24 protein-coding genes are annotated in these 25,282 nt (G+C 36.0%); 3 read left to right on the top strand and 21 right to left on the bottom strand.

Features of this window, described 5'->3' with window-relative positions:
• The first annotated feature begins 16 nt into the window (after positions 1–16).
• Both JEP71_RS08175 and JEP71_RS08170 read left to right on the top strand, forming a co-directional pair.
• A complete protein-coding gene (locus JEP71_RS08175; protein ID WP_198619439.1) occupies positions 17–1,342 on the top strand; it encodes an HlyD family type I secretion periplasmic adaptor subunit in 1,326 nt (441 codons plus the stop codon).
• Positions 1,342–2,694 carry a TolC family outer membrane protein gene (locus JEP71_RS08170; protein WP_160230036.1) on the top strand — a complete coding sequence of 451 codons (1,353 nt, stop codon included), beginning with the start codon at positions 1,342–1,344 and terminating at the stop codon, positions 2,692–2,694. The genes JEP71_RS08175 and JEP71_RS08170 overlap by 1 nt, the downstream gene beginning before the upstream one ends.
• Before the next feature lie 498 nt (positions 2,695–3,192).
• On the opposite strand, the gene arnT is transcribed toward JEP71_RS08170, so the two are convergent.
• Positions 3,193–4,839 carry a lipid IV(A) 4-amino-4-deoxy-L-arabinosyltransferase gene (gene arnT, locus JEP71_RS08165; RefSeq protein WP_198626068.1) on the bottom strand — a complete coding sequence of 549 codons (1,647 nt, stop codon included), beginning with the start codon at positions 4,837–4,839 and terminating at the stop codon, positions 3,193–3,195.
• A gap of 409 nt (positions 4,840–5,248) precedes the next feature.
• Positions 5,249–5,587 (bottom strand): carboxymuconolactone decarboxylase family protein, encoded by a 339-nt coding sequence (locus JEP71_RS08160; protein ID WP_109373878.1) that lies wholly within the window; start codon positions 5,585–5,587, stop codon positions 5,249–5,251.
• A 130-nt stretch (positions 5,588–5,717) separates the two neighbouring features.
• Here JEP71_RS08160 and JEP71_RS08155 point away from each other — a divergent pair, with 130 nt between their 5' ends.
• Complete coding sequence (locus tag JEP71_RS08155; RefSeq protein ID WP_198619437.1) at positions 5,718–6,092, top strand: DUF1992 domain-containing protein; 375 nt, start codon at positions 5,718–5,720, stop codon at positions 6,090–6,092.
• A gap of 80 nt (positions 6,093–6,172) precedes the next feature.
• On the opposite strand, the gene JEP71_RS08150 is transcribed toward JEP71_RS08155, so the two are convergent.
• The 19 genes from JEP71_RS08150 to JEP71_RS08060 all read right to left on the bottom strand — a co-directional run bounded on the left by JEP71_RS08150 (position 6,173) and on the right by JEP71_RS08060 (position 25,118).
• Complete coding sequence (locus tag JEP71_RS08150; protein ID WP_109373876.1) at positions 6,173–7,747, bottom strand: AbgT family transporter; 1,575 nt, start codon at positions 7,745–7,747, stop codon at positions 6,173–6,175.
• A 561-nt stretch (positions 7,748–8,308) separates the two neighbouring features.
• Positions 8,309–8,626: a helix-turn-helix domain-containing protein gene (locus tag JEP71_RS08145; protein ID WP_109373875.1), complete on the bottom strand. Its 318-nt coding sequence runs from the start codon at positions 8,624–8,626 to the stop codon at positions 8,309–8,311.
• Between the two features lie 23 nt (positions 8,627–8,649).
• Complete coding sequence (locus tag JEP71_RS08140) at positions 8,650–9,483, bottom strand: MrpH family fimbial adhesin (RefSeq protein ID WP_198626067.1); 834 nt, start codon at positions 9,481–9,483, stop codon at positions 8,650–8,652.
• A 20-nt stretch (positions 9,484–9,503) separates the two neighbouring features.
• Complete coding sequence (locus JEP71_RS08135) at positions 9,504–10,055, bottom strand: fimbrial protein (protein ID WP_196532213.1); 552 nt, start codon at positions 10,053–10,055, stop codon at positions 9,504–9,506.
• Positions 10,056–10,065: 10 nt separating this feature from the next.
• Complete coding sequence (locus tag JEP71_RS08130) at positions 10,066–10,512, bottom strand: fimbrial protein (protein ID WP_406588704.1); 447 nt, start codon at positions 10,510–10,512, stop codon at positions 10,066–10,068.
• Between the two features lie 56 nt (positions 10,513–10,568).
• Positions 10,569–11,117, bottom strand: a complete 549-nt coding sequence (locus JEP71_RS08125; RefSeq protein WP_109373871.1) for a fimbrial protein — start codon at positions 11,115–11,117, stop codon at positions 10,569–10,571.
• An 11-nt stretch (positions 11,118–11,128) separates the two neighbouring features.
• Positions 11,129–11,887, bottom strand: a complete 759-nt coding sequence (locus JEP71_RS08120) for a fimbria/pilus periplasmic chaperone (protein WP_198619435.1) — start codon at positions 11,885–11,887, stop codon at positions 11,129–11,131.
• Between the two features lie 45 nt (positions 11,888–11,932).
• A complete protein-coding gene (locus JEP71_RS08115; protein ID WP_198619434.1) occupies positions 11,933–14,554 on the bottom strand; it encodes an outer membrane usher protein in 2,622 nt (873 codons plus the stop codon).
• Between the two features lie 20 nt (positions 14,555–14,574).
• Entirely contained in the window at positions 14,575–15,135 is a 561-nt protein-coding gene (locus JEP71_RS08110; RefSeq protein WP_109373868.1) for a fimbrial protein, read from the bottom strand.
• An 87-nt stretch (positions 15,136–15,222) separates the two neighbouring features.
• Complete coding sequence (locus tag JEP71_RS08105) at positions 15,223–15,750, bottom strand: fimbrial protein (protein WP_109373867.1); 528 nt, start codon at positions 15,748–15,750, stop codon at positions 15,223–15,225.
• Between the two features lie 1,939 nt (positions 15,751–17,689).
• Positions 17,690–18,010 carry a helix-turn-helix domain-containing protein gene (locus JEP71_RS08100; protein ID WP_109373866.1) on the bottom strand — a complete coding sequence of 107 codons (321 nt, stop codon included), beginning with the start codon at positions 18,008–18,010 and terminating at the stop codon, positions 17,690–17,692.
• A 21-nt stretch (positions 18,011–18,031) separates the two neighbouring features.
• Entirely contained in the window at positions 18,032–18,859 is an 828-nt protein-coding gene (locus JEP71_RS08095; RefSeq protein ID WP_098943998.1) for an MrpH family fimbial adhesin, read from the bottom strand.
• A gap of 21 nt (positions 18,860–18,880) precedes the next feature.
• Positions 18,881–19,429 (bottom strand): fimbrial protein, encoded by a 549-nt coding sequence (locus JEP71_RS08090; RefSeq protein WP_198619433.1) that lies wholly within the window; start codon positions 19,427–19,429, stop codon positions 18,881–18,883.
• 10 nt (positions 19,430–19,439) lie between these two features.
• A complete protein-coding gene (locus tag JEP71_RS08085; RefSeq protein ID WP_109373864.1) occupies positions 19,440–19,925 on the bottom strand; it encodes a fimbrial protein in 486 nt (161 codons plus the stop codon).
• An 11-nt stretch (positions 19,926–19,936) separates the two neighbouring features.
• A complete protein-coding gene (locus tag JEP71_RS08080; protein WP_196532219.1) occupies positions 19,937–20,482 on the bottom strand; it encodes a fimbrial protein in 546 nt (181 codons plus the stop codon).
• A 13-nt stretch (positions 20,483–20,495) separates the two neighbouring features.
• Positions 20,496–21,254 carry a fimbria/pilus periplasmic chaperone gene (locus tag JEP71_RS08075; protein WP_198619432.1) on the bottom strand — a complete coding sequence of 253 codons (759 nt, stop codon included), beginning with the start codon at positions 21,252–21,254 and terminating at the stop codon, positions 20,496–20,498.
• Between the two features lie 55 nt (positions 21,255–21,309).
• Entirely contained in the window at positions 21,310–23,925 is a 2,616-nt protein-coding gene (locus JEP71_RS08070) for an outer membrane usher protein (RefSeq protein WP_196532221.1), read from the bottom strand.
• Positions 23,926–23,946: 21 nt separating this feature from the next.
• Positions 23,947–24,495, bottom strand: a complete 549-nt coding sequence (locus JEP71_RS08065; RefSeq protein WP_160230858.1) for a fimbrial protein — start codon at positions 24,493–24,495, stop codon at positions 23,947–23,949.
• 95 nt (positions 24,496–24,590) lie between these two features.
• On the bottom strand, positions 24,591–25,118 hold the full coding sequence (locus JEP71_RS08060) for a fimbrial protein (RefSeq protein ID WP_196532222.1): 528 nt from the start codon (positions 25,116–25,118) through the stop codon (positions 24,591–24,593).
• Between the last annotated feature and the right edge of the window lie 164 nt (positions 25,119–25,282).

Here is a 25,282-nt window from a genome sequence, read left to right as displayed (position 1 = left end):
TATTGAGAAGATTATTATGATCACAAAAAAAAATGAAATCGATATTGTTCATGGTATTTCAGATGATCCTAGAAAATTCTTAATAATAGGATGGTCAGTTATTCTTTTAGGTCTTGCTATTTTTATTTTTTGGGCTGCCTTTGCTCCTTTAGATAAAGGCGTATCTGCAAAAGGAAATGTTTCAATTTCAGGTAATAAAAAGAGTGTTCAAGCTTCCGTAGAAGGTATTATCACTGACATTTTAGTGAAGAATGGTGATAACGTAATCGAAGGCCAAACGCTTATTCAATTAAGCCCTATTCAATCGAAAGCTTTAGTCAAATCTTTATCTGATCAATATGATAATTTACTGATTACTCAACAACGCTTATATGCTCAATTAAATGAAAAAACAGAGTTTATCTTAGATCCCAATGAAAAATATTATTCTCCTTCAGAGAATTTAAATAAATTATCTCTACTGCAAAATAAACTACTTAATGAAAAGTATATTGAATTGCATAGTGAGATAAATGGCTATAAAGCTATTATTGATGGTATCTCTAATCGTTTAGTTCATTTAAAAAGATCTACGTTAAATAAACAACATCAAATTGATAGCTTAAAAATTCAAATCAAAGATTTATATACTCTTGCTAATGAGGGCTATATTCCCCGTCATCGTTATCAAGAAATTGAGCGTGAACTTGCTGAAAATAATAACCACCTTAATGATACATATGGACAAATAAGTACATTAGAAAAACAAAAATTGGAATATCAACAAAAAATATTGCAACGTAATGCTAATTTTTACCAATCGGCACGTACTGAACTTAACCAAGTTCAATTACAAATAAGTGAAACAGAAAAACAACTTATCATTGAAATAGATAAACTAAAAAAGATGCAAATTACTGCCCCAATTTCGGGAATAGTAATGGATTTATCTGTTTTTACCCAAGGTGGCGTTGTAAGAACAGGTCAAACATTAATGGAAGTTGTTCCTCAAGATCATCAATTAATTATTGAGGCACGTTTAGCACCTCACCTAATTGATAAAGTTACCCTTGGTCTTCCTGTTGATTTAATGTTTAGTGCATTCAATCAAAATACAACACCTAAAATTCCTGGAGAGGTAACATTAATTTCAGCTGATAGACTCATTGATGAAAGAACAACAGAACCTTATTACCAAGTATTTATTAATGTTAAAGATAATGCTCTTCTTACAGACAATAAAAATAAATTAAAGGCTGGAATGCCAGTTGATGTATTTATTAATACAGGCGATCGCTCATTACTAAATTATCTCTTCAAGCCTGTTTTAGATAGGATCCATACTTCATTAACGGAAGAATAATGATGCAAATAAAAAAACTCTCAACCATTTTATTTATATGGATGCTAAGTTTTCACGCTTTGGCGATCAATTTATCTGATCTTTATTTCTTAGCAGTAAAAAATGACCCTACGTTTAATGCTGCGATTAAAGAACAGGTTGCGGGTAAAGAGTATGAAAATATTGGATTATCTCAATTACTCCCAAGCGTACATGTAAACTATCAAAACAACCCACGAAATTGGCAACGAAAAGTTTATCCTATTAATACGAATCAAGGGGAAATGGAAAGAACAGAATATCAAAATTATCAAAGCCATTCTATCAGTGCAATTATTAGCCAACCACTCTTTGATTACACTGCATTTAGTGATTATAAATCATCGGTAATAAAAACATTATTATCAGACAGCCGTTATCAAGTAAAATTTTCCGAGCTAGTGATCAGATTAGTAGATAATTATATAGAATTGGCTTATGCACAGGATAAATTATTATTAAACCTTTCACAGCAAGAGATTTATAAAAAACAGCTAACATCAAGTCAGCGTTTATTCGAATTAGGTGAAGGAACAAAAACAGATATTTCAGAGATCCAAACGCGATTATATTTAACTCAATCTCAATATACAGATATTCAGCTTGAATTAGATAATGCTAAAAATAAACTAAGTTCAATGATTGGCACGCCACTACCTTATGCAGAACATATAGCAAAATTAAGCAGTAATCGCTTTATATTACAACCTATCACACCCAATAATTACGAGTCATGGGAAAATGAGGTTATGCAAAGCAACCTCAATATTCAAACAGCTCGTTATGAAATGGCAATAGCAAAACAAGAAGTAGAGAAAAATCGAGGTGAATTTTTCCCAACAGTACAACTCTATGCCTCTTACTCTAATAGTGATTCCGATAGTAATAATACTGTAAATCAAAAATATCAATCAGCGAATGTTGGTTTTTATGTCAGTTTGCCTTTATTTAATGGTGGAAAAACAACAGCTTCGATGCGTCAATCTACTGCATTGTATCAAATGAGTGCTTTTGAAAGAGATTCAATTATCCAACAAATCACGCAAGAACTACGTCATCAATACCAAATATGTACAACGAGTAATATTAAATTGAATGCTTATGAGCAGTCCGTTTCCTCTGCTAAATTACAATTAGATGCGACTCAAAAAAGTTATATTGGTGGGCAGAGGACAATGGTTGATGTTCTTAATGCTGAAGAATTATTATATCGCGCTCAACAGGATTTGATTAAAGCTAAATATGATTATATTCAGGCTTGGACATTATTACATCAATACACTAATACATTAGATATTGAAAAAATAAAATTAATTGAAGGTTATTTTCAATAGAGTTGTTAAATTGTTTAATAAGAGATATGAATATAATTATAAAAGTCCTAGATCATGGAATAGATATAGGACTTTTAGTTATAAGCAATAGTTAATCACTTATTTTAGCTAGCGGGTATCATCACTTCTTTTTAGTACCGTACAACGTTAATACACGGTGAGTAAGAGCAATTGATGCTAGACCGATAAAACATTCAGCTAGGAAAATCAGCATAAATTACCCCCATTCATAAGTACATTTTGTTTGGGCGGGGGTTCTGATAAAGTAAAGTGACTTGTCATATAGTGCTTAGCTAACTCCGATTTAATGGACACATTTTAAACCTACCATTAAAACTAAAAAGAGCAAAATATATTTCTCAACAAAATCCATTTTTGGGCTTTGATCACATAAAAACAACACAAAAAATCAAATTTATGTCATTTTAAAAGCCGAAGTTAAATTTATTTGCTCTTTTATAACCGTCTTTTGAAAAAATAAATAATATTTAAAATCAGTCAATTAAAGAAAACAAATGTTAAATCACCCTGTTTTTCTACAATAGGTTTTACCTTTAACTGGCTTATAACAGATAATATTTCTTTTCGCTCTGGTCGGACTAAAATAATCGCAAGCCCTTGATAGTTATTCTCTTCAATTAAGTTAACTAGCTGCTTAAGATCATAATATTTATTTTGCACATCAGGATATGCCAGACCATAAGCAAGCTCCCCTTTCGTCTCTGTTAAACGAATATCAGTGCGTTTTAACCCCCATGCTAAAGACGTTCCGATCCCAACTTCATCAGTTAAAATATAAGGCTTATCTGCTAGCTCACTATAATAGTAATTAATTGCCTTTTCAGGGGTGCTTTTGCTTTCTACTTTATGAGGAATAGCATACCCAATTGCTAAACTTAATCCTATCGAGCAAAATAAAGTCAGTAAGCGTGTGGGTTTAAAGAAAGAAGCAATCCCTATCACACTCCAAAATAAGAAGCCCACAATACCCAGCAACGCTTTATATTGCTCATTTGTTTCATATAACGTAAATCGTGTAGAGAGAAGCGAATAAACAATAATAGAGACGCCTACAAGCCCAAAAACAGTATTTATGATCGCATTAATATTATGAATTTTTTCATTTTGTTTATTTTTTAGCTCTTCCATATAATGTGCAATCAAGATAGAAAGTGGCACAAAACAAGGCAGCATATAGGTTAATAACTTACCGCTGGAGGCAGAAAAGAAAGCAAAAAACAGGAATAACCAAAACGAAAAATAAAGAGTTCCTTTCTTCAAGAAAATAGCTGATTTGATAGCCCCAAATAAGAACCCTAACCAAGGCAAAATACCCAAAATTACAATAGGTAAATAAAACCACATAGGTTGTGATCTTGCTGATCCCTTTTCAACAAAACGTTGAACATGCTCAACCCAAAAGAAGTAGTGCCAATAATCAGGTGCCTGAAGTGCAACTGAAATCACCCAGGGACCAGCAATAATAACCATAGAGATAAGCGCTATTGGTGTATAACAAAGGACTTCTTTAAAACGAGATAAGCTAATTGCGGTCACAAAAAAAACTAATGCAGGTAATACAACAGCAATAAAACCTTTGGTTAGAAAACCTAATCCACAGAAAATACCAACGAGAATATAAGCTTTAATTCTACTCTTTCTATTAGTTGCATGTAATCCAGATAAAAAATAATACATTGTTGCCGTGACAAACATTGTCACGATAGGATCAAGAATATTGTAAGTACCAATAGCTAACACAAGAAACGAGGATAAAAAAACTACCAGTGCATTAAACGCCAAAGTACGGTTATGCCAAACTAGCATAGCAGCACGATAAACAAATAAGCCGGTTAATAAGGTTGAAGTTACAACGACAATACGAACAGAAAAATTACCGCCGCCAAATAACCATTGTGCAATACTGTTTAGCCAATACCCCAATACTGGCTTTTCAAAATAACGAATATCCAGCATATAAGGTACAGACCAATTACCTGATGCAAGCATTTCTCGACTAATTTCAGCATAACGGATCTCATCTGGTTGCCAGAGCAGTCGCGTTTCGAGAGGAATTAAATAAGTTAAAAATATAAAAATAAAAAGTAGAAACCATTTATATCTTTCTACAAAATCAACACGCATATATTCCTCGTTAAAATAAAACAATATCACCTTATACGAACTATTCACTTAGAATAGCTATCCTATAAAAGATTCAATTATTATTTATTAAATTATAATTAATTAACATATTGCTTTATTTTCAACCAACGACAAAGATACTAAAAAAACAGTATTATCAATACTAATCAATAAGATATTGATAAAATTTAGTTAGTAATTAAAATAACGACACATTAATTTTTTATTAATCTTTTTTAAGTAACAGCAAGTTTTTTATCAAAAATCTACCTAAATAGTATTAAATTAAAAAATGAAGGATAAAGAATTAAACATAAACAGAAAATAAACAAAGTATATAAATAAAAAAACCAGAAGGAACTTATTCTGGTTTTTGATTACTTTGTTTAATTATATAATGATAAAAATCTTATTTACTAAACTCTTTAAAAGCGCCCATGGTGTTGGATGCATACATAACTGAAGGGCCTCCCCCCATATAAATAGCAACGCCTAATGCTTCAGCGAGTTCTTGTTCTGTTGTGCCAAGCTCCACAAGTGTTTTTGTATGAAATCCAATACAACCATCACAACGATTTGCGACAGCAATTGCAATGGCGATCAGTTCTTTTGTTTTTGCGTCTAAAGCACCGTCTTTACCACCCGCTTTTGTTGTACTCATAAAAGCTTTCATCACTTCTGGAATATTTTGAGACAATGCCCCCATGTTACCTGCAATGTCTGTTACTATTTCTTTGTACTTGCTCATTTTTGATCCCTTAACAATATACTTATTTATATAATATAAAAATATATTATCAAACCATATAATATAAGCAAGGGAATTTAATTTGAGGTGATCTTTTTTATTGTGATAGTTACCGAAAAAGAGGTTTAAAGTGTCTATTTTAGACGAGTGGGCTGAACGCCATATCGAAAAAGCGTTACAAAAAGGAGAACTTTCATCACTTAAAGGTGAAGGAAAACCGCTGATCCTTGATGATAATAGCCATGTTCCAGAGTCACTTAGAGCAAGCTATCACTTATTAAAGAATGCAGGTTTTTTACCACCTGAAATGCAAGATAGAAAAGAAGCCTTATCTCTAGCTGAAATCTTAAGCACATTAAATGAAACCGAAATAGACAATGGATCACTGCAAAAACGTTTGGCATTACTTGAGTTGAAATTACAGCAGGCTGGTTTAGATACTCAATTTTTACATGCGGACTATGCCACACAGCTGACAGAAAAATTGACAAATCATAAAAAATAAACCGATCAAAAATAATGAAATATCAACATAGAAAAAGCCTATACATCCCTGTATAAGCTTCTTTCATTTATCGCAGAGAATTAGCCTGCTGTTGGAGAATAATACGTTGGTGAGCCAGGTCCTACTGGCAAATTGAATACAAATACCCATAAGTAGAATAATAATGACCAACCAATTAAGAAAATAACGGAATATGGCAACATCATAGAGATCATCGTACCAATACCTGTGTCTTTCTTATATTTTGTTGCAACTGCTAATATCAAACCAAAATAACTCATCATTGGTGTAATGATATTAGTAACAGAATCTCCTATTCGATATGCTGCTTGGATTGTCTCAGGCGCATAACCTGCAAGCATTAACATGGGTACAAAGATAGGCGCGGTTACAGCCCATTGAGCCGAAGCCGAGCCAATCATTAAGTTAATAAAAGCACAGATTAAAATAAAACCTAAGAACAGTAATCCACTTGGCATATCAATGCTATTAAGTAATGCTGCACCTTTGACAGCAATAACCTGACCGATGTTTGTCCAACCAAAAAACGCAACAAACTGAGCCGCAAAGAAAATAATGACCAGATAAAGCCCCAATGTGCTCATCGAATTCGCCATAGCATCAACGATATCTTTATCTGTACGCATTGTCTTAGCAACCCATCCGTAAACAATACCCGGAATTGCAAAGAATAAGAAAATAAAGACAACAATAGATTTTAAGAAAGGAGAATTACCAATTAGCCCTGTTTCTTGGTTTCTTAATATGCCATTTTCAGGAACAACCGTTAGCGCCAAAATCACGCCCATAACAATAAAGGTTCCTGTTGCCGCCCATAATGCTTTCTTTTCTAGTGGCGTAACTTCAGCAGCATTCCTTAAATCATTTTCTTCATCATCAAGTTCATTACCGTTATAAGGCCCTAGTTGAGGCTCAACGATTTTTTCTGTAATGAAGTAACCTAAGAAAGTAATAAGGAATGTACTGACAAACATAAAGTACCAGTTTGCTTCAGCACCAACGATATAAGTTGGATCTATAATGCGCGCGGCTTGCTGCGTAATACCCGATAATAACGGATCTATCGTCCCTAAGAGTAAGTTAGCAGAATAGCCACCAGAAACTCCTGCAAATGCAGCCGCTAAACCAGCAAGAGGATGCCGTCCTAACGAATGAAAGATAATCGCTGATAACGGTATCAATACCACATAACCCAATTCAGCTGCAGTATTTGACATAATACCAGCGAAAACAATCGCCAACGTGGTCATCTTGCGAGGTGCTTTCATTACCACTAAACGCATAACCGCAGATAATAAACCTGCTCGTTCAGCAATGCCGACACCTAATAACGCCACCAGCACCGTACCTAAAGGCGCAAATCCAGTAAAGTTTGTGACAATATTTGCCAATATACGGCGAATACCATCAGCATCTAATAAGCTGATAATGTGAATATAGCCATCTTCTGCGCGTCCTTTGGCGCCTTCTGGTCGGGGATCTTGTACCGTAACACCGAAGTATTCACCAACTGCCGAAGAGACAAGTAAAATAGCAATTAAAATAATAAATAAAATAACGGGATGGGGTAGCGCATTTCCTAGCCATTCCACTGTGCGAAGAAAGCGACTGCCTCCCTGTTTTTTTGTTTGCATCATTTATCCTTTTTATAAAAAAACAGAAAATGCACAGTACACAACCCTTTTTATTATGACTATCTGTTAATCCTATTTATAAATGCTTTATTTAAGATAAACATCATAATAAAGTTATCAAATAAAATATTTTTCACCTTAATAAACAATAAAATAAAAATAAATTACACAATTACAAATCACTTACATTAAAATTAATTTATAATATCTAAAATTAAAAAATGTGCATAAGGTAACATTTTTTAACAATATTTTGATTAATTGTTAACCTTTAGTAGTTAAAGATCTGCTGAAATAATGGGAAGAATCGAATCAATACTCTGATAAACCTGATAGTAACGGACGAAATTACTATAAAGAGGAAATTAGTGGCGAATAAAAATACAAAATAGGTTAAAAATGAGTTTATTTGTAACGCAAAAGATAATAAACCAACCATCATTTAAACAGCAATAAAATAAAAAAATCGACAATAAATAATTATTATGGATAAAAAAAGAAGGCAAGATTTCTCCTGCCTTCTTCTGTATAACTTAAACCCAGTGTTAAAAATATCTGTAATTAGAAAATAAAATCGGGTGTGGATTCCGCCATAAAATATGTAGATTTGCGGATATTTTTATCTTCCGTTTCAGCTTCAACATGAAAACAATCTTCAAAGAACCAGTATATTGGAGTTTTTAAATAAACAGCTAATGTCACAAGGTAACTTAGGTCTATTTTATTTAACCCTCTTTCATAACGTGAGAACTGTTGTTGGCTAATTCCCAATTTATCAGCAATGTGAGCGCCTGTATAACCAAGCTCTTTGCGTTTTTTCTGTATTCTTTGACCAACTAACTCATTCACATTGATGTTTATAAGATCATAATCCATCATCGCGTTTTCCAACTTCGTTTATATTAAGGCATTGCCAAAATTAATGTACCTACCCCAGAAAATGAACCAGGAGCAACTCGACCATAAGGACGTAATACAGAGCTAACAACTACAGGTGTTGCTCTCCCCGCAGGTACAAAAATTGTCTCACCATTTTCACCGGGTCTATTATTAAGATATAAATCCGCAAATAGGCTACCGTCTGGACGTAATCTGACATTTGGACCATCTAGAGATGAGGCATAAACAACAACCGATAAATCTTTATTGCACGTCACTCGAATTGTTTGTGAACGTTTATTCTGTGTTGAGTCGCCTAGTTTATCTTCATCAATGTCGCCATAGTTGAGGTTGACAGAACCATCAATTATCTCACAAGCCCCAGCAGGAGGTGGTGCAATACCGCACATTGATCCTGGAAGTAGTAATTTTGTCGTTCCGGTTTCATAAAATAAACCAACACACTCTTGAATTTCACTATTAGGCACCCCTGAGTGGTGAGCTACAGTAGGTGACGTAGGAAAACTTTGCACTCGCATAACAGCATCACGCAATTCCGCCATAGTGCGATATTTTTGCGCCCCTGTTAAAACTGTTCTTGTCGCTGCCCCACCTTGTCCTGATGCATTATGTCGATGATTAATCGTAATTTTACAAGATGCGCCACCATAACAAGGATTCAAGGTCATCGTTGTTTCAGGATCCCAACGTTGAATAATGAAAGTATAATTTGCAGAGGAAGGAGTAAGAACTTTGGATTCAGTAATATAAGAAAAAATAGAAGCCATTGATGACGCAGAAAAGAGCATCATCACACTAAATAAACATAATGCTGATAATCGTTTTGGGGTAAACATATTAACCTCAATCTTAATAATTAATCATAATTCAGGTGGAATGTGGCTATAGCACTAAAACGACCTCGTTTTATTGATTCATTAGCAATAGCATTAGGCTCGGCTTGTATAAAAGCTCGGAACCTTAAAATAGAATCTCCTGAATTTAAGGCAATATTGCTTGTTTCCTGATTAATCCGCAGTGGACTGCCATCAGAGTTTTCTAACCCTATGGCAATACCTTCAGCTTGACTTCCTGTACTTAATGCAAGAAAACCTTGCCCAACCATTGCCTGATTTTCAGTACCACTAAATGTCACTCTCACCCTTTTATTAATAGAAAGGTCACATTCTGATAAATGAATTTGAAAATTTTGGCTATTTGTTCTACCTGCGCCAATATAAAACGTTTTATCAGGCACATTACCAAATTCTAGAGAAATGGTTTCATCCCCCGGTTTAATCACACAAGGTTCATCAACTAATGTGCCATAAAGTCGCATATTATTCGGTGCTGCATTGGCAGCTGTAAATATTCCTATTAGAAGCGTAAGCCCGCAAATAACAGGAAGCGGCAATGTTTTAAGCTTCATTTTCACACTCCTATTGATATTCTGCGAGCAACGTTGCTGTTACTTCAAATGGGCCTTCTACTAAAGTACTTCCTGGTCTTTTTACCGGTACAGCTTGAATAATAGGTGGCTTATCTGGTGAGATAACAAATCGCTCATTTAAAATAAAAGGCTCACCATTGCGAGTCATATGAATCGCTAAATCGGCAATATTAGTTTGTAATCCTGCATCATCAAACTGGCTTTTAGGGCCAATAATAGAAAGCCCCAGATCCCACCCTTTAATATTGGGATCGCACTTTAATTTGTAATTCACGGGTTGGGTGTAATTAATGCCATCAACTCTATGAATACCAACGTTATGGCCAAAATAAACTTCAATTAAGTTATTATTTTCGATCACACAAGGAGGCGGAATTAATAATGTTCCAAATAATTTCATATTCGGTTCATCCGCACTGACAAATAAAGGCGACATGACGAGTAATGTTGTCAGACAAACCTTTTTTAAATTAATAAGCATGTACTGACTCCTTACTGATATTCTACTCGAAGCGTTGCAGTAGCGTAAAAATCACCTCCAGTTAATGATGCAGAATAATCACGAACAGGAATTGCCTCAAATTGAGGAAAGTTAGGATAAGTGAAATTCACTTCTTGCCCCAATCTTAATAATTTATTTTGGTAAAGAATACGTACCCCTAATCCTGTAATATTTGTGGTCAAAGCATTTGAATCAAACCCAGTACCATTTCCAGAAATAGAGACTTTCATTGTATTTGTTGGCATTTTTCTACATTCAGCACTATAGGTAATAGGCTTTTTGTAATTAACACCATCAATACGCGTACTCATGACTTCACCAAAATCAACCTCAATCGTTTTTCCTCCATTGATAACGCAAGGAGGTGGAGCGATAACATTACCCGAGATATAGACATATACAATCCCAGGTATAGTGCTACCCGCTCTCGCTGTAGGTGGTGTATTTGCAACAGCAGCTGAACTCAGGACACCAGTAAATGTTGTCATTAATAAAATCAACACTGCTTTGCTTGTGTTAAACCGCTGTTCCATATCCATAAATAAACCTATTAATTTCCGATTGCTGTTTCTACAACCTTGCACTCATTGCCACTACAGCTAAATTTCAAACGAGGGCGTCCACCGTAATCATTGATATAACTAAGTACAGGGGATACACCAAGTGTAGAAGCTTTCAAATTAAGATCTGCGCTACTTTTTGGATCAACCATTAAAGGCGTAAACCCAGTAATACTTTCACCTTTTAACCCAGTTAACCCATCGACAATTGTCACAAAGTAAGGGGTTGGATTATTTACCTGATAAGTATCACCTTTTTTCGTTAAGGTGATTTTTTCCTGCCACGGATTAGTTAAATCCGTTTGTGTGGCATAAATCGCAGCAGGGCGATAAAAAAGTTTAATGCGTGTTTGTAATGCAATTTGCAGTACATTAGGCTTATCGCTACGTGGTGGAATTTCACGTAAATTAAAATAAAACACGCTTTCTCTATCTTGCGGTAATTTCGCAATATCGGGTAAAGCCTGTATTTTTATTTGGCTCTTATCACCTGGTTCAATACGTTGAATAGGCGGTAGAACGATTAAAGGGCTTTCTACTTTTTGCCCATTCACATCTTCCATCCAACCTTGAGCTAAATAAGGCGATTCTTTATTTTGATTGCTGACATTAAGGCTGACTGATTTATCAGTACCATTAAAAATGACACGAGTTCTATCCAATGCAATTGCAGCAATGGCTTGCTGAGTAAATACCATGCCTGTCAATAAGGTTGTTGCTACAATGAATGAGCGCTTTAATAACATCATCTTTAATTACTCTTTTGTTTATAAAATCGTTTAATTTTTCCCTTCTCAACCTTCAGTTTTGACTAATTGTGGCTGAGATGGTGATTCGGTTCTCTCTTGTGCTGAATAAGAGATTGATGGAGTGTCCCCACACGTTAATAATAGTGAAGAAATAAAGATACCTTCATCTAATTTAGGTACTTGTACTTCACACTGTTTTTTACCACTCCAACGTACATCTAAAATATCACCAGAGTTTATTCCACTTAAATAAACATTACCGCTATCATTCACGATGCCCAGTTCTCGGCCTTTTTCTGTGGTAATGCTAGCGCCAAATGGTGGATAACTACCGTCTTTCATGCGGACAATCGCCATCGCTTTTTGCCCTGAAATAACGTCAAACTCACGGTAACCTATCGCCCCTTCGGTCAGGGTTAATTGTTGAATTGAACGCACTGCATCAACATCATCAGGTAATTTATCTAAATCAATTGTTGCACTACTCCGATAGTAATTATTGATATCTGGAAGTACCGCTTTACCAAAATAGTTAGTATGGCTCACAGCCCCTAAACTTCTAATTGGTACATCAGCCACACCATTAGTATCGACCAATAAACGCGCAGCTCCTGGCATTGCAGTACGATGGAATGCTCCGCCTTTAGGTGTTAACGTTGCTCCGCCTTGTAGCGAAAGTGATGCTGAGGTATTTTCACCTTGAATATGACTCGCACTCGCTGTTACCAATGCTGTATCGCCATAACGCGTATAATAAGCATCAGCAGATGGACGACCACGGCTACTTAACCCCGCACCTAAGCGATAGTTATTATTGTCATCGAGGCGGTCAAAATAGCTCACATTATGAGAGTTACCATGCTTATTAATCACGGTGTTATAGCTAATTGTGGCTTTATCGCTCCAAGGCATGCTGACATTTAGATAAATACCATCATCATTCGTGCCTTTAAATTTATTGCGGTAAGCCGATAAATTGATATTGATATTTTTAAAACTACCAATGTCCATAAACTTAGATAAAGATAAGTTGTAATAATCGTTATTAGGCTTATTCCAATAAGTTTGATGGTTATAGTTAAGATAAGCACTCAAGCCTAAATCTGGGAATTGCTTACTTAATGTTATGGTATAAAGCTCTTTATTATTATCTCGATTGTTATCACGATAACGACGATCCAGATATTGCTCCATACTCATAAAATCACGTTCAGAGAAACGATAACCTGCGAACGTTACTTGACCATTAATCGCCTCAAAACGTTTTGAGTAACTGACTCGATAAGAACCACCATGATAATTCTTATCATCATTCGGAATTTTTGCCCATGAATGTGTGGCATCAAACGAAATTGCCCCCAGAGCCATCAAGTCACGACCAATACCTAAAGAAACAGAGTTATAATCTCCCGCAACTAATGAACCGCCATAGAGAGACCAACCATTACTTACCCCCCATGAAAATTCGCCCATTGCAAATACAGGTCCTTCAGCCTTGTGATCCATATCTGAAGGTTTACCTGCCGATAACTTATATTGCACTCGACCTGGGCGTGTTAAATAAGGAATACTTGCTGTATCCATTTGATATTCTTGTACTGAGCCATCTTGTTCTTCAACACGAATATCTAACTTACCACTTACCGCATCATTAAGATTTTGTATACGGAAAGGTCCTGGCGCGACCTGAGTTTCGTAAATGACACGACCTTGCTGGCTAATCGTCACTTTTGCGTTCGACTTTGCAACACCAGTGACTTCAGGTGCATAACCTCTTAAATTAGGAGGTAACATCTGATCATCCGTTAATAAACTAATACCCGTAAAACGGAAGTTATCAAAAATGTCAGAGCGTGAATAAGTCTCACCCATAACAAGGCGAGCACCCCATTGGGTTATTGCTCTATAAAGGTAATATTGACTCCAATCCCAATTATTCTCAGTACTGCCATTCATGCCTGTTGTGTGTTGATAGTTTGCTTGCCAATCCGCACGAAAACGCCACACACCTAAGTTAGCACCCGCAGTACCACTACCTGTAACTTGTTGTCTTTGTTTACCATTAGCAGGATCGGTCACATTAGCATTCAGGTTATAGTCAAAAATAAGCCCTGAAATACCTTCATCCCAACGAGATGGCGGATCCCAATCGTCGGTTGCATACTCAACATAGGCTTGAGGAATAGTAACAATAAAACTACCTGCACCTAAGTTAGTACTTGTTGTCATACCTGGTATCGATGACTCGTCAAGACAGGAGCCATCATCTTTCCAAGTTACCGCTTTGAGCCACTCAGGTTTCAATGTAAATTGATTGACTAATTCACGAGGAATACAAGGAATACTCGCTTTAGGATCATTTGCGGGGACAATATAATTAATGGTATAGAGATCAGGTAATTCATTATTGTTAACTTTAACAATAAATTCATACTTACCGGGCATAATATAGCCGGCACGAGAAAAATCTGATAAATCAATATTTTGTTTATCTTTTAGATCAAGAATATCAGAGTTAAACTCGATATCACCGGCTGCAAATACCATATTAGAGGCACTCGCCATACCAGCAATAATTAAATAGATCAGTGCTGCTACAGGTCGAATTGTATGCTGATTACTCTTTTTTTCTGCTTTTCTTGAAGCAGTTTTGAATGATTTAGCCATAAATAATCCAACCAATCCATTTAATAATATTCGAGTTTAAAACGCAGGGTTGCTTGATAATTACCTGCTCGTGGAATGTCGTTATTTTTAACAAGCCTTGCTTGATACAACAAAGACAACGATTTAGTATCGATATCCACAGGAGGTAAAGGTTTCCCTGGTGTTGCCAATCTTCCGTAACGGTCAGCAATAGCTAACGAAGCACCTTTGGCGTCGCCGAAAAGTTGGAATAATCCGTTCTGTGCAGGGCCTTCAAAAGTAGCAATAAAACGAGGACGTTCAGCTTGTGTACCTTTTTGGTCAACAAGGGAACATTCTGTTAATCGAATAGAGAAATGTTCAATAGGTCCTTGGCCTTCAACAGCTAAGGTCGGAATAGACACGGTACTCAAAGAGATAACTTGCTCTCGACTTCCTGCCGAGATAGTACATGTTGGCTCTAATATAGAACCTTGTAGACTAACCACGCCGAATCGCTGATGTGATTTTACATCTTGTTTTATATCGGTCACTGCCATTACAGGCTTAACAAATAGTCCTGTTGTAACAAGTAATAATAGTGGCACCATCTTGCGATTCATTGTTTTCTACTCCATAAGATAAACCATAAAAATACAGCTAAAGATAAAGCCCTATACATCCTTATACAGGGCCTAAAAGGATATCTATTATTGGTAAGTCAATGCAAAAGTAGCGATTGCAGTAAAGTCACCAGGTACAGCTGCATCTGTTGCAGAACCTTGTAAGTAAGCAGCAAAGTTCAGATCATTTGAACCGTCACGAATAGTTTGAGCTTTTGTTGGTTCACCTAATTTAATTTGTGTACCACCAGCATCAGTAATAACAACTGCTGCATTTTTCGCTAAACCTTCGATGCCTAAAGAGCCTGGCAGAATAGCCGCTGCTTCAGCACCAGTGAAGGTAGTTTGAACTGTTTTATAAGTTTCAGTAGAGCATTGCAGTAATTTAATTTTGAAAGTATTAGAAACACTACGGCCGCCATCTTTCAGTGCATTTGCTGAAACTTGTCCTAGTGGAACACGTTGGTCGCCTGAGTTAGGATCAATTGAACATGGAGCATCAATGATTGAACCCCAAAATTCTACAGTACCATGACCTTGATCAGCCGCGAATGCAGAACCAGCAGCAACAGTTAAGCCTAAACCTAAAACTAAACCTAATTTATTTAATTTCATCTTTATGTTTCCTGAAAATATAAGAACGAAGATATTTAAAATAATAAAATTCAATATAAGCAAATTGCTTAAATGAATGTCACACTAAATAAAGTTTCTATATTTTGATAAAGTTCACCCAGCCAATTTCATATTTAATTATGAAATTAGATAAAGGAAGCGTATCAAGTTGGATATATTATTCTCTCTGGTTTTATTTAAGTCAAACCACCCCAATTTCATTAAGTCTATTTTTATTAATTTACTGATATTAGGTGTATTTTTTACATTTTCATACAAAATATTACTTTTTGAAAATGACGGAAATGGACTTTAAAGCCAAATTGACACTCTTAAAAAGAGATATACAAGATTTAAATTCTGCTATTTTGGAATTTAAAGTGAAAAGATCTGATTGTCTTTTTACGAATAGGATTAATTGTCAATTAAATAACATTTTCTTATTTATTTATTTTAACTCAATATAACTAAAATTTTACATAATGAAACAAACAAGACTTAATTCATTGATTTGCAAGCAGATCAAAATAATGAATTTGTTAATTTATTTATTATCATTATTTAATCCCATGTATAAACCACATTAAATAACTCCTTTAATGATAATCCAAAATTGAAATAAGCATTAAAAATAAAACACCAAAAAAACATAAGTACTTGTATTTAATATAAAAATTAATAGTTACATTTTTTATAGTTACGTATATTTACAATAAACAAAATAAAAAGAGCAGAAAAATCATAAGTAATTGATTTACAATTTATTATATAAATAAACTAATCAAGAATAGAGTATTTTTATAATAATTTAACACTTGAACTTAAGTGTTTTCACTTAGGAAGTTAAGGTCATAAAGCGAGTTTTTTGTACAAATTGCATTTTTTGATTAAGAACACCCTTATAAGTTAACTAACTGATAATTCAAAAAAGAAATTCGTGTAACGCCTATTTTTTTCTCAGAAAAACCTAAAAATTTAATCATTTGATTGAGAATAATTACGCTTTTTTTTGGGTAAAAATTTTAATGTATTTATTAAGAGCTGCTTCAAAAAGTTAAATTAATTATTTATTGCTTCCTTGACTATTTTACGTATTGCTACTAATTTCATTATTAGCTTATTCATATTATTAAATCCCCATAGAATCCACATTTTCTTATCCAAATAGAAACACAGTAAAATACATTTTATTTACATTGCAAATTCATTAATTTAACATTACCCATATAATGCGTATAAATATTAGCCGTTATTACTTGTTTTTTAATTATCAAATTTTTTTCAATAAGAATATTGGTGTTTTTTTATTTTTACGATAAATTAGGAATAATTTTATATTATCTGAATAGATTTAACTCATTTTCGAATAGTTAATTAATCTAAAGAAGTAAGTTTTAAGGTATATATTGGAAACAATCCTTTATAGACTGAATAATAACAAGTTAATAATTTAAATAAAAATAGAGAATTACATTAGCATTATTTAATTATTTAACTAATAACGTCTTAATAAGAATATCATTATTAGAGTATCTTTATTTAATAAATTAAGTTAGCTTTATTTATCTTTTTCACGATGAAATAAAAAAAAGACATTTTCAACCTAATAGAAATCGATATTCTCTAAATACTCGCTTTAAGAGTATTCTTATCCTACATTTCAAGAAAAATACCTGTGTTAGATAATTATCATCATCATAAAATGACAATTTTATATTTATGCCCCATTTTCTTCTCTATATAAAAGAGTAAAAATTGATTATCCGTTCCTTCCTTTTTGCTGATCACACTATCAATAACTCGAGTTTGACTAACGGTACTTAGCTTTTTTAGCATAAAAAAAGGGCAGGGTTTCCCCTGCCTTACCAATTTGGTAATCAATCAAAGAAAAAGCATACGCTCTAAAACACCAAGTTTGAGTATCCTTTAGCGATATGCATTAGTATAAAAAAACATCAGGCATCGCTTCAGCAATGATGCTACTTCGTTTATCGGTACATTGATTTTCTGATGACGATTTTGATATAAAACAGTCTTCAAAAAACCAATAAATAGGTGTATTTAGATAGTTGGCTAATAGAACAAGATAACTTAAATCTATCTTGTTCATCCCGCGCTCATATCGAGAGAATTGCTGTTGACTTACACCAATTTTCTCAGCAATTTGCATACCGGTATAACCTAATTCTTTACGCTTTTTCTGAATACGTTTTCCAACCAACGCATTAACATCAATATCTGTAAAATCGTAATTCATCATAATATTCACCCATTATCATGATTAAGGCATCGTTAAAATAATTGATCCTGAACCAGAGAAATAGCCCGGTGCAACGCGACCATTTGTATGTAAAGTAGAACTTACTTTTACAGGCACTGAACCGCCAGCTGGAACATTAATTATGCTACCGGTCTCGCCTGGATAATCATCAAGAAATAAATCAGCATATAAACTGTTGTCTGAACGTAAAGGCACTCTCCCATTATCTGAACCTGATGCAATAACCATGACTTTCATCGCTAAATTACAAGTAACATTGATATTCTGATAACGCTGAGCACCTTCTAAACTATATTCATCTATATCACCATAATTAAGGTTTACAGCACCTTCTGTTATTTTGCAGGCACCAACAGGTGGCGGTGCGATACCACATAATGATCCCGGCAATAAACGTCCACTCGGTGATATTCCACTTGAATTTGGTTGATAAAATAATCCCACACATTCCTGATTAGAATTTAAAGCAGGCCCTACGTGATTTGTCTTTCCTTCAAGTGGAAAGGATATATTTCTTAAAACTTCCTCTCTAACTTCAGCCAAAGTACGCAACTTCTCAATTCTTGTGATAAGTTGCTTAGCTGATCCACCAGACCCATCAAGATCATGTTTATGGTTAATCGTTACATAACAAGTAGACCATCCATAACAAGGATTTAATGTTCCCGACGTTTCAGGATCCCAACGCTGAATAACATAGGTATAGGTTGCATTTGAGGGTGTTCCTGTCGATTCAGTAATATAAGAAAAGATAGATGCCATTGCGGGTGCCGAAAACAACAAACCTATTGCAATACATAAAGCCGGAAATCGCTTTAATATGGACATATAAAACCTCAACCCTAATAATTAGTCATAATTCAAATGGAATGTGGCGATTGCACTAAATGGGCCGCGTTTAATGGATTGGTTAGCAATCGCATCTGGCTCCCCTTGAATAAAGGCATAAAAATTTAAAATCGTGTCATCCGCATTTAACGAGAGTTTGTCTGTTTCTTTATTAACAGGTAGCGCATTTCCATTTTCAGATTCCAGTCCAACAGCAATACCCGCCGCTTGACTGCTTGGGCTAATCGCTAAAAAACCTTGTCCTGCCATAGCTTGATTTTCATCCCCTTTGAAAGTGATCTTGACGCTTTTACCAATCGTTAAATCACATTCAGACAAGCGTATTTGAAACAACTTGCTTGGTGTTCTTTGATACGCATAAAGGTTCTTGTCTGGTATATTGCCAAAATCTAATTCAACGGTTTCGTCACCAGGCTTTATGGTACAAGGCTCGTCAACTAATATGCCGTGAAAACGCATATTGTCTGGCGCTGAGAAAGCGGTTGATATTAATCCCGTAAATGTGGCAAGACCCAATATGAACGGGATCGATAACCTTTTTATATTCATCAATACGCTCCTATTGGTATTCAGCAAGCAGTGTTGCCGAAACTTCAAATGCACCTTCAGGCAAAGTGCTACCCGGTCTTTTAACGGGCACCGCTTGGATCACGGGAGGATTATCGGGTGATATCGCAATACGCTCGTTTAATTTAAAAGGCTTACCATCTTGCGTAAGATGAATGCCTAAATCTGGAATATTGGTTTGTAGCGCAGCTTCATCAAACTGTGTTTTAGGACCAATAATAGAAAGCCCTAAATCCCAACCTTTTAAATTTGGATCACAGACCAATCGATAATTCACCGATTCGGTATAGTTAATGCCATCTACTTTGTGAATACCTACGTTGTGTCCAAAGTAGACATCAATCAGTTCGTTATTACTAATGACACAAGGAGGTGGTACTAATAAGGTGCCAAATAATTTCATATTAGGTGCGTCTGCACTCATAACAGAATAAGAATTCAGTAATGCGATCAGACATAGGTACTTTAATTTATTCATCTTCTGACCTCTTACTGATAATCCACATGCAGTGTGCCACTTGCGACAAAATCACCACCCACTAAGGTTTCATTCTGATCACGAACAGGAATAGCTTCTAATTCAGGTAAGTTGGGATAGGTAAAATTCACCGCCTTACCTAAGTCTAATAAGTTTCCCTGATACAGAATACGCACCCCTAATCCCGTAATATTTGTTTGTAGCGCATTTGAATCGAACCCTGTTGCGCTACCCGTAACATAAACTTTCATGGCATTGGTTGGCATTTTTTGGCAAGTCGCGGTGTAGTGGACAGGCTCTTTATAACGAACACCATCAATACGTGTACTCATCACCTCACCAAAATTAACTTCGATCATTTTGCCGTCATTAATTAAGCAAGGCGGTGGCGCAATGACATTCCCTGAAATATTGATATAAACAATTCCTGGAATAACATCTTTCACCGCTCTAGCGGGTAAATTCGCAACAGCAGTAAAACTTAGGCCTCCAGTAAACGTTGCCAAAATAAGAATCAACACTGCTTTGCTTGGGCTAAACCGCTGTTCCATTTTCATAAAATAGACCTATTTAGTTTCCTGCTGATGTTTCTGTAACTTTGCATTCATTGCCATTACAGGTGAATTTCATCTGTGGTCGTCCACCGTAATCATTGATGTAACTGAGTACAGGTGATGAGCCAAACGCAGAAGTATGCAGATTTATCGTTCCTGTGCTTTTAGGGGCAATCATGATTGGTTCAAAACCATCTAGGCTTTTTCCTTGCAATCCTGTTAACCCATCCACTAATGTCACGTAATAAGGTGTTGGGTTATTCACTTCATAGCGATCACCTTTCTTTATTAAGGTGATTTTTTCCTGCCAAGGATGGGTGAGATCCGTTTGTGTGGCGTAAATCGATGCTGGGCGATAAAAAAGTTTAATGCGCGTTTGTAGTGCAATTTGCAGTACATTAGGTTTATCGCTACGTGGTGGAATTTCACGCAAGTTAAAATAGAAAACGCTTTCTCTATCTTGTGGTAATTTGGCAATATCAGGTAATGACTGCACTTTTACTTGGCTTTTATCGCCCGGCTCAATACGCTGAATAGGAGGCAAAACTAATAATGGGCTGTCAATACGTTCTCCATTTTCATTTTCCATCCAGCCCTGAGCCAAATAAGGCAACTCTTTATTCTGATTACTGACATTTAAGCTAATAGACTTATCGGCACCATTAAAAATGACACGCGTTCTATCTAAAGCAATCGCAGCAAGAGCTTGGCTAGTAAAGACCATTCCAGTCAATAAAGTGGTTGTTACAATGAATAAGCGCTTTGATAACATCATTTTAAATTACTCTTTTTATCTGAAATTATTTTTATCTTTCCCTTTTTTCCTAACCTTATTGCGTGATTAGTTGAGGTTTAGGTAAGGGCTCTGTTCTTTGATTGATTGTTGAAGGTGTTGCGTCACCATCACTACAAGTCAGTAATAATGAAGACATAAATAATCCTTCAACTAATGTTGGAATACGGACTTTGCACTGCTCTTGACCATTCCAACGAACACTCAATAGATCATCACTGTTAATCCCCGTCAGATAGACATTCCCACCATCATTGACAATACCAAGCTCACGCCCCTTCTCGGTTGTGACACTGGCACCAAATGGTGGATAAGTTCCATCTTGTAAGCGAATGACAGCCATGGCTTTTTGCCCCGAGACCACATCAAAGTGGCGGTAGCCTATTGCGCCTTCTGTTAGGGTTAGCTGTTGAATTGAGCGTAATGCTTCAGCGTTATCTGGCATCTGATCAAGGTCGATGCTGGCACTACTGCGATAATAATCATTGATATCAGGCAGTACTGCTTTACCAAAAGCATTGGTACGCGTAATAGCGCCGATGCTTTTCACTGGAACATCTGAAATACCATCTGTATCAACAAGTAAACGAGTACTACCCGTACGACTTGTTCGGTGTAATGCACCACCTTTTGGTGTTAATGTTGCCCCACCTTGTAGTGATAATGTGGCTGATGTGTATTCACCATTAATATGGCTCGCACTAGCAGTGACCAATGCAGCATCAGCGTAATGCATGAGATAGGCATCTGCGGATGGTTTACCGTTACTGCTTAAACCAGCACCAACTCGATAGCTACTATTGTCATCAATACGATCGTAATAGCTGACATTATGTGAATTACCGTGTTTATTAATCACCGTGTTGTAGCTAATAGTTGCGCGATCGCTCCAAGGCATACTGACATTCATATAAACGCCATTATCATTGGTGCCATTGAATTTATTGCGAAACGCCGACAGACTGAGGTTGATATTTTTAAAGCTACCAATATCCATCGTTTTGGCTAATGACAAGTTATAGTTATCGTTATTAGGCTTATTCCAATAAGTCTGATGGCTATAGTTTAAGTAAGCACTCAATCCCCATTCAGGGAACTGCTTACTAAACATAATGGTATAAAGCTCTTTATTATTATCTTCTTCACCACCACGATAACGGCGATCTAAATATTGGTTCATACTCATAAAGTCACGTTCAGAGAAGCGATAGCCTGCGAATGTCACTTGGCTATTTATTTGTTCAAAACGTTTTGAGTAACTGACGCGATAAGAGCCCCCATGATAACGCTTGTCATCACTTGGAATTTTTGCCCAAGAATGTGTCGCATCAAAAGAGATAGCACCCAGTGCCATTAGGTCACGACCAATACCCGCAGAAACCGAGTTATAATCGCCCGATACTAATGAACCGCCATAAAGTGACCAACCGTTACTGATCCCCCATGAGAATTCACCCATACCAAAAATAGGGCCTTCAGTATTACGGTTCATATCCGACGGTTTACCCGCAGATAATTTATATTGCACTCGGCCGGGGCGTGTTAAATAAGGAATACTTGCCGTATCCATTTGGAATTCTTGAACAGATCCATCTTGTTCTTCAACACGTACATCTAATTTACCACTCACTGCATCATTGATGTCTTGAATGCGAAACGGTCCTGGAGCAACCTGAGTTTCATAGATCACACGGCCTTGCTGGCTAATCGTCACTTTCGCATTCGTTTTTGCCACACCCGTTACTTCAGGGGCATATCCCCTTAAGTTAGGTGGCAGCATATTGTCATCCGTAGACAAGTTAACCCCAGTAAAACGGAAGTTATCGAAAATGTCAGAACGAGAGTAAGTTTCCCCCATCACAAGACGAGCCCCTAATTGCGTGATGGCTCTATAAAGATAAAGCTGGTTCCATTTCCAACTATTTTCAGTACTATCAGGAAGACCTGTTGTATGCTGGTAACTTGCTTGCCAATCGGCACGGAAACGCCAAACACCAAGGTTCGCTCCCACGGTTCCTAAGCCTGTAACTTGTTGACGCTGTTTTCCTTTAGCAGGATCTGTCACGTTAGCATTGACGTTATAGTCAAAAAGCACACCTGAGATACCGTGATCCCAACGAGAAGGTGGATCCCAGTTTGGCGCTGAATATTCAAGATACGCTTGAGGAATAGTAAGAATAAGATTGCCATTTCCCAGACTTGCATTTACCGTCATTCCGGGAATAGAAGAGATATCAAGACAGCTTCCGTTATCTTGATATTTAACTTTTTCAGCCCATTCAGGTTTGAGCCCTATTTGATGAATCAATTCTGGCGGTAAGCAAGCTTCGCTACCTTTAGGATCATTGGCTGGTACAACATAGCTAATATTGTAGAGTTCAGGGAGTTCATTATTATTCACACGAACAACAAACTCATATCGGCCGGGCATAATATAGCCAGCACGAGAGAAATCTGATAAGTCGATATTTTGCTTATCTTTTAGATCTAAAATATCGGCATTAAATTCAATATCACTATTTGCTAAAGCTGAACTTGAAATACTGGAAGCGCCAGTAAGAATTAAATAGATCAGTACAGCAACAGGCCGAATAGTATGTTGTTTTTTCTTTTTTTCCGTCCCTAAACCAACGGTTTTGAATGTTCTAACCATAAGTTATCCAACCCGATCCATTTAATAGTATTCCAGCTTAAATCGCAGCGTTGTTCGGTAATTTCCAGCTTTTGGTATTTCGTTATTTTTGACTATTCGCGCTTGGTAAAGTAACGCCATTGATTTGGAGTCAATACCTACTGGGGGTAATGGCTTACCGGGGATGGCTCGCCTACCGTAACGATCAGCTATCGCTAATGACGCGCCTCTCGCTTCACCAGAAAGTGCAAAATTACCATTCTCGTTAGAGGGACCTTCAAACGTTGCAATAAAACGAGGGTTGTCCGCTTCCTGACCTTTTTGTTCAATTAGCGTACATTCCGTTAATCTGATAGAAAAATACTCAATAGGTCCTTGCCCTTCAGTCACTAGCATTGGAATAGAAACCGTTGTCAGTGGAATAACTTGTTCTCCACTTCCTGCTGCAATCGTGCAAGATGGTTCTAAGATCGAGCCTGAAAGATTAAGTACCCCAAATCGCTGATGCATGTTTTTATCTTGTTTTACATCACTCGCTTCTGCTGTTGTTATCAGTAAGCTGGCAATAAGGCATAGCCATAGTGGTGTCATCTTGCGATTCATATTTTTCTCCGTAAGAAAAAAATCGTTAAAAATAGACACAGGAAATAAAGCACTGTACATCCTTGTACTGTGCTTATTTTTTCTTACTGATAAGTCAGTGCGAAAGTTGCGATTGCAGTGAAGTCACCTGGAACGGCAGCTTCTGCTGAAGAACCTTGTAAGTAAGCAGCAAAGTTCAGATCGTTATTACCATCACGTAATGTTTGAGCAGCACTTGGTGTGCCTAATTTGATTTGTTTGCCACCTGCATCAGTGATAACAACAGCAGCATTTTTAGCGATACCTTCAATACCTAAAGAACCTGCTAAGATGTTTGCATCTTCTGAACCAGTGAAGGTTGTTTGAACAGTTTTATAAGTTTCTGTTGTGCAATTCTCTAAAGTGATTTTAAAATCACGAGAATTACTACGACCACCATCTTTTAATGAAGCAGTAGAAATTTGACCTAATGGAACAGTTTGATTTTCTGAATCAGGATGAATAGAACAAGGTGCATCAATAATTGAACCAACAAATTTAACGGTACCGTGACCTTGATCAGCAGCAAAAGCAGAACCTGCAGCAACAGTTAAACCTAAGCCAAGAACTAACGCTAATTTATTTAATTTCATCTTTTTGTTTCCTAAAATATAAAGGACGAAGACATTAAAAATAATAAATTCATTAGGATTGAATTATTCCTAATTGAATGACTCACTTATTGAGTTTTTGAATTTTGGTATACTTGTGCCCGTCCAAAACGAAATTAAATATCGTTAGAAACAAAACAAAATAC

The sequence above is a fragment of the Proteus sp. PR00224 genome (assembly GCF_016238105.1).
Taxonomy (GTDB): Bacteria; Pseudomonadota; Gammaproteobacteria; order Enterobacterales; family Enterobacteriaceae; genus Proteus.
Note: the sequence above shows the minus strand (reverse complement) of the source record. Positions and strands in the feature narration are given on the sequence as shown.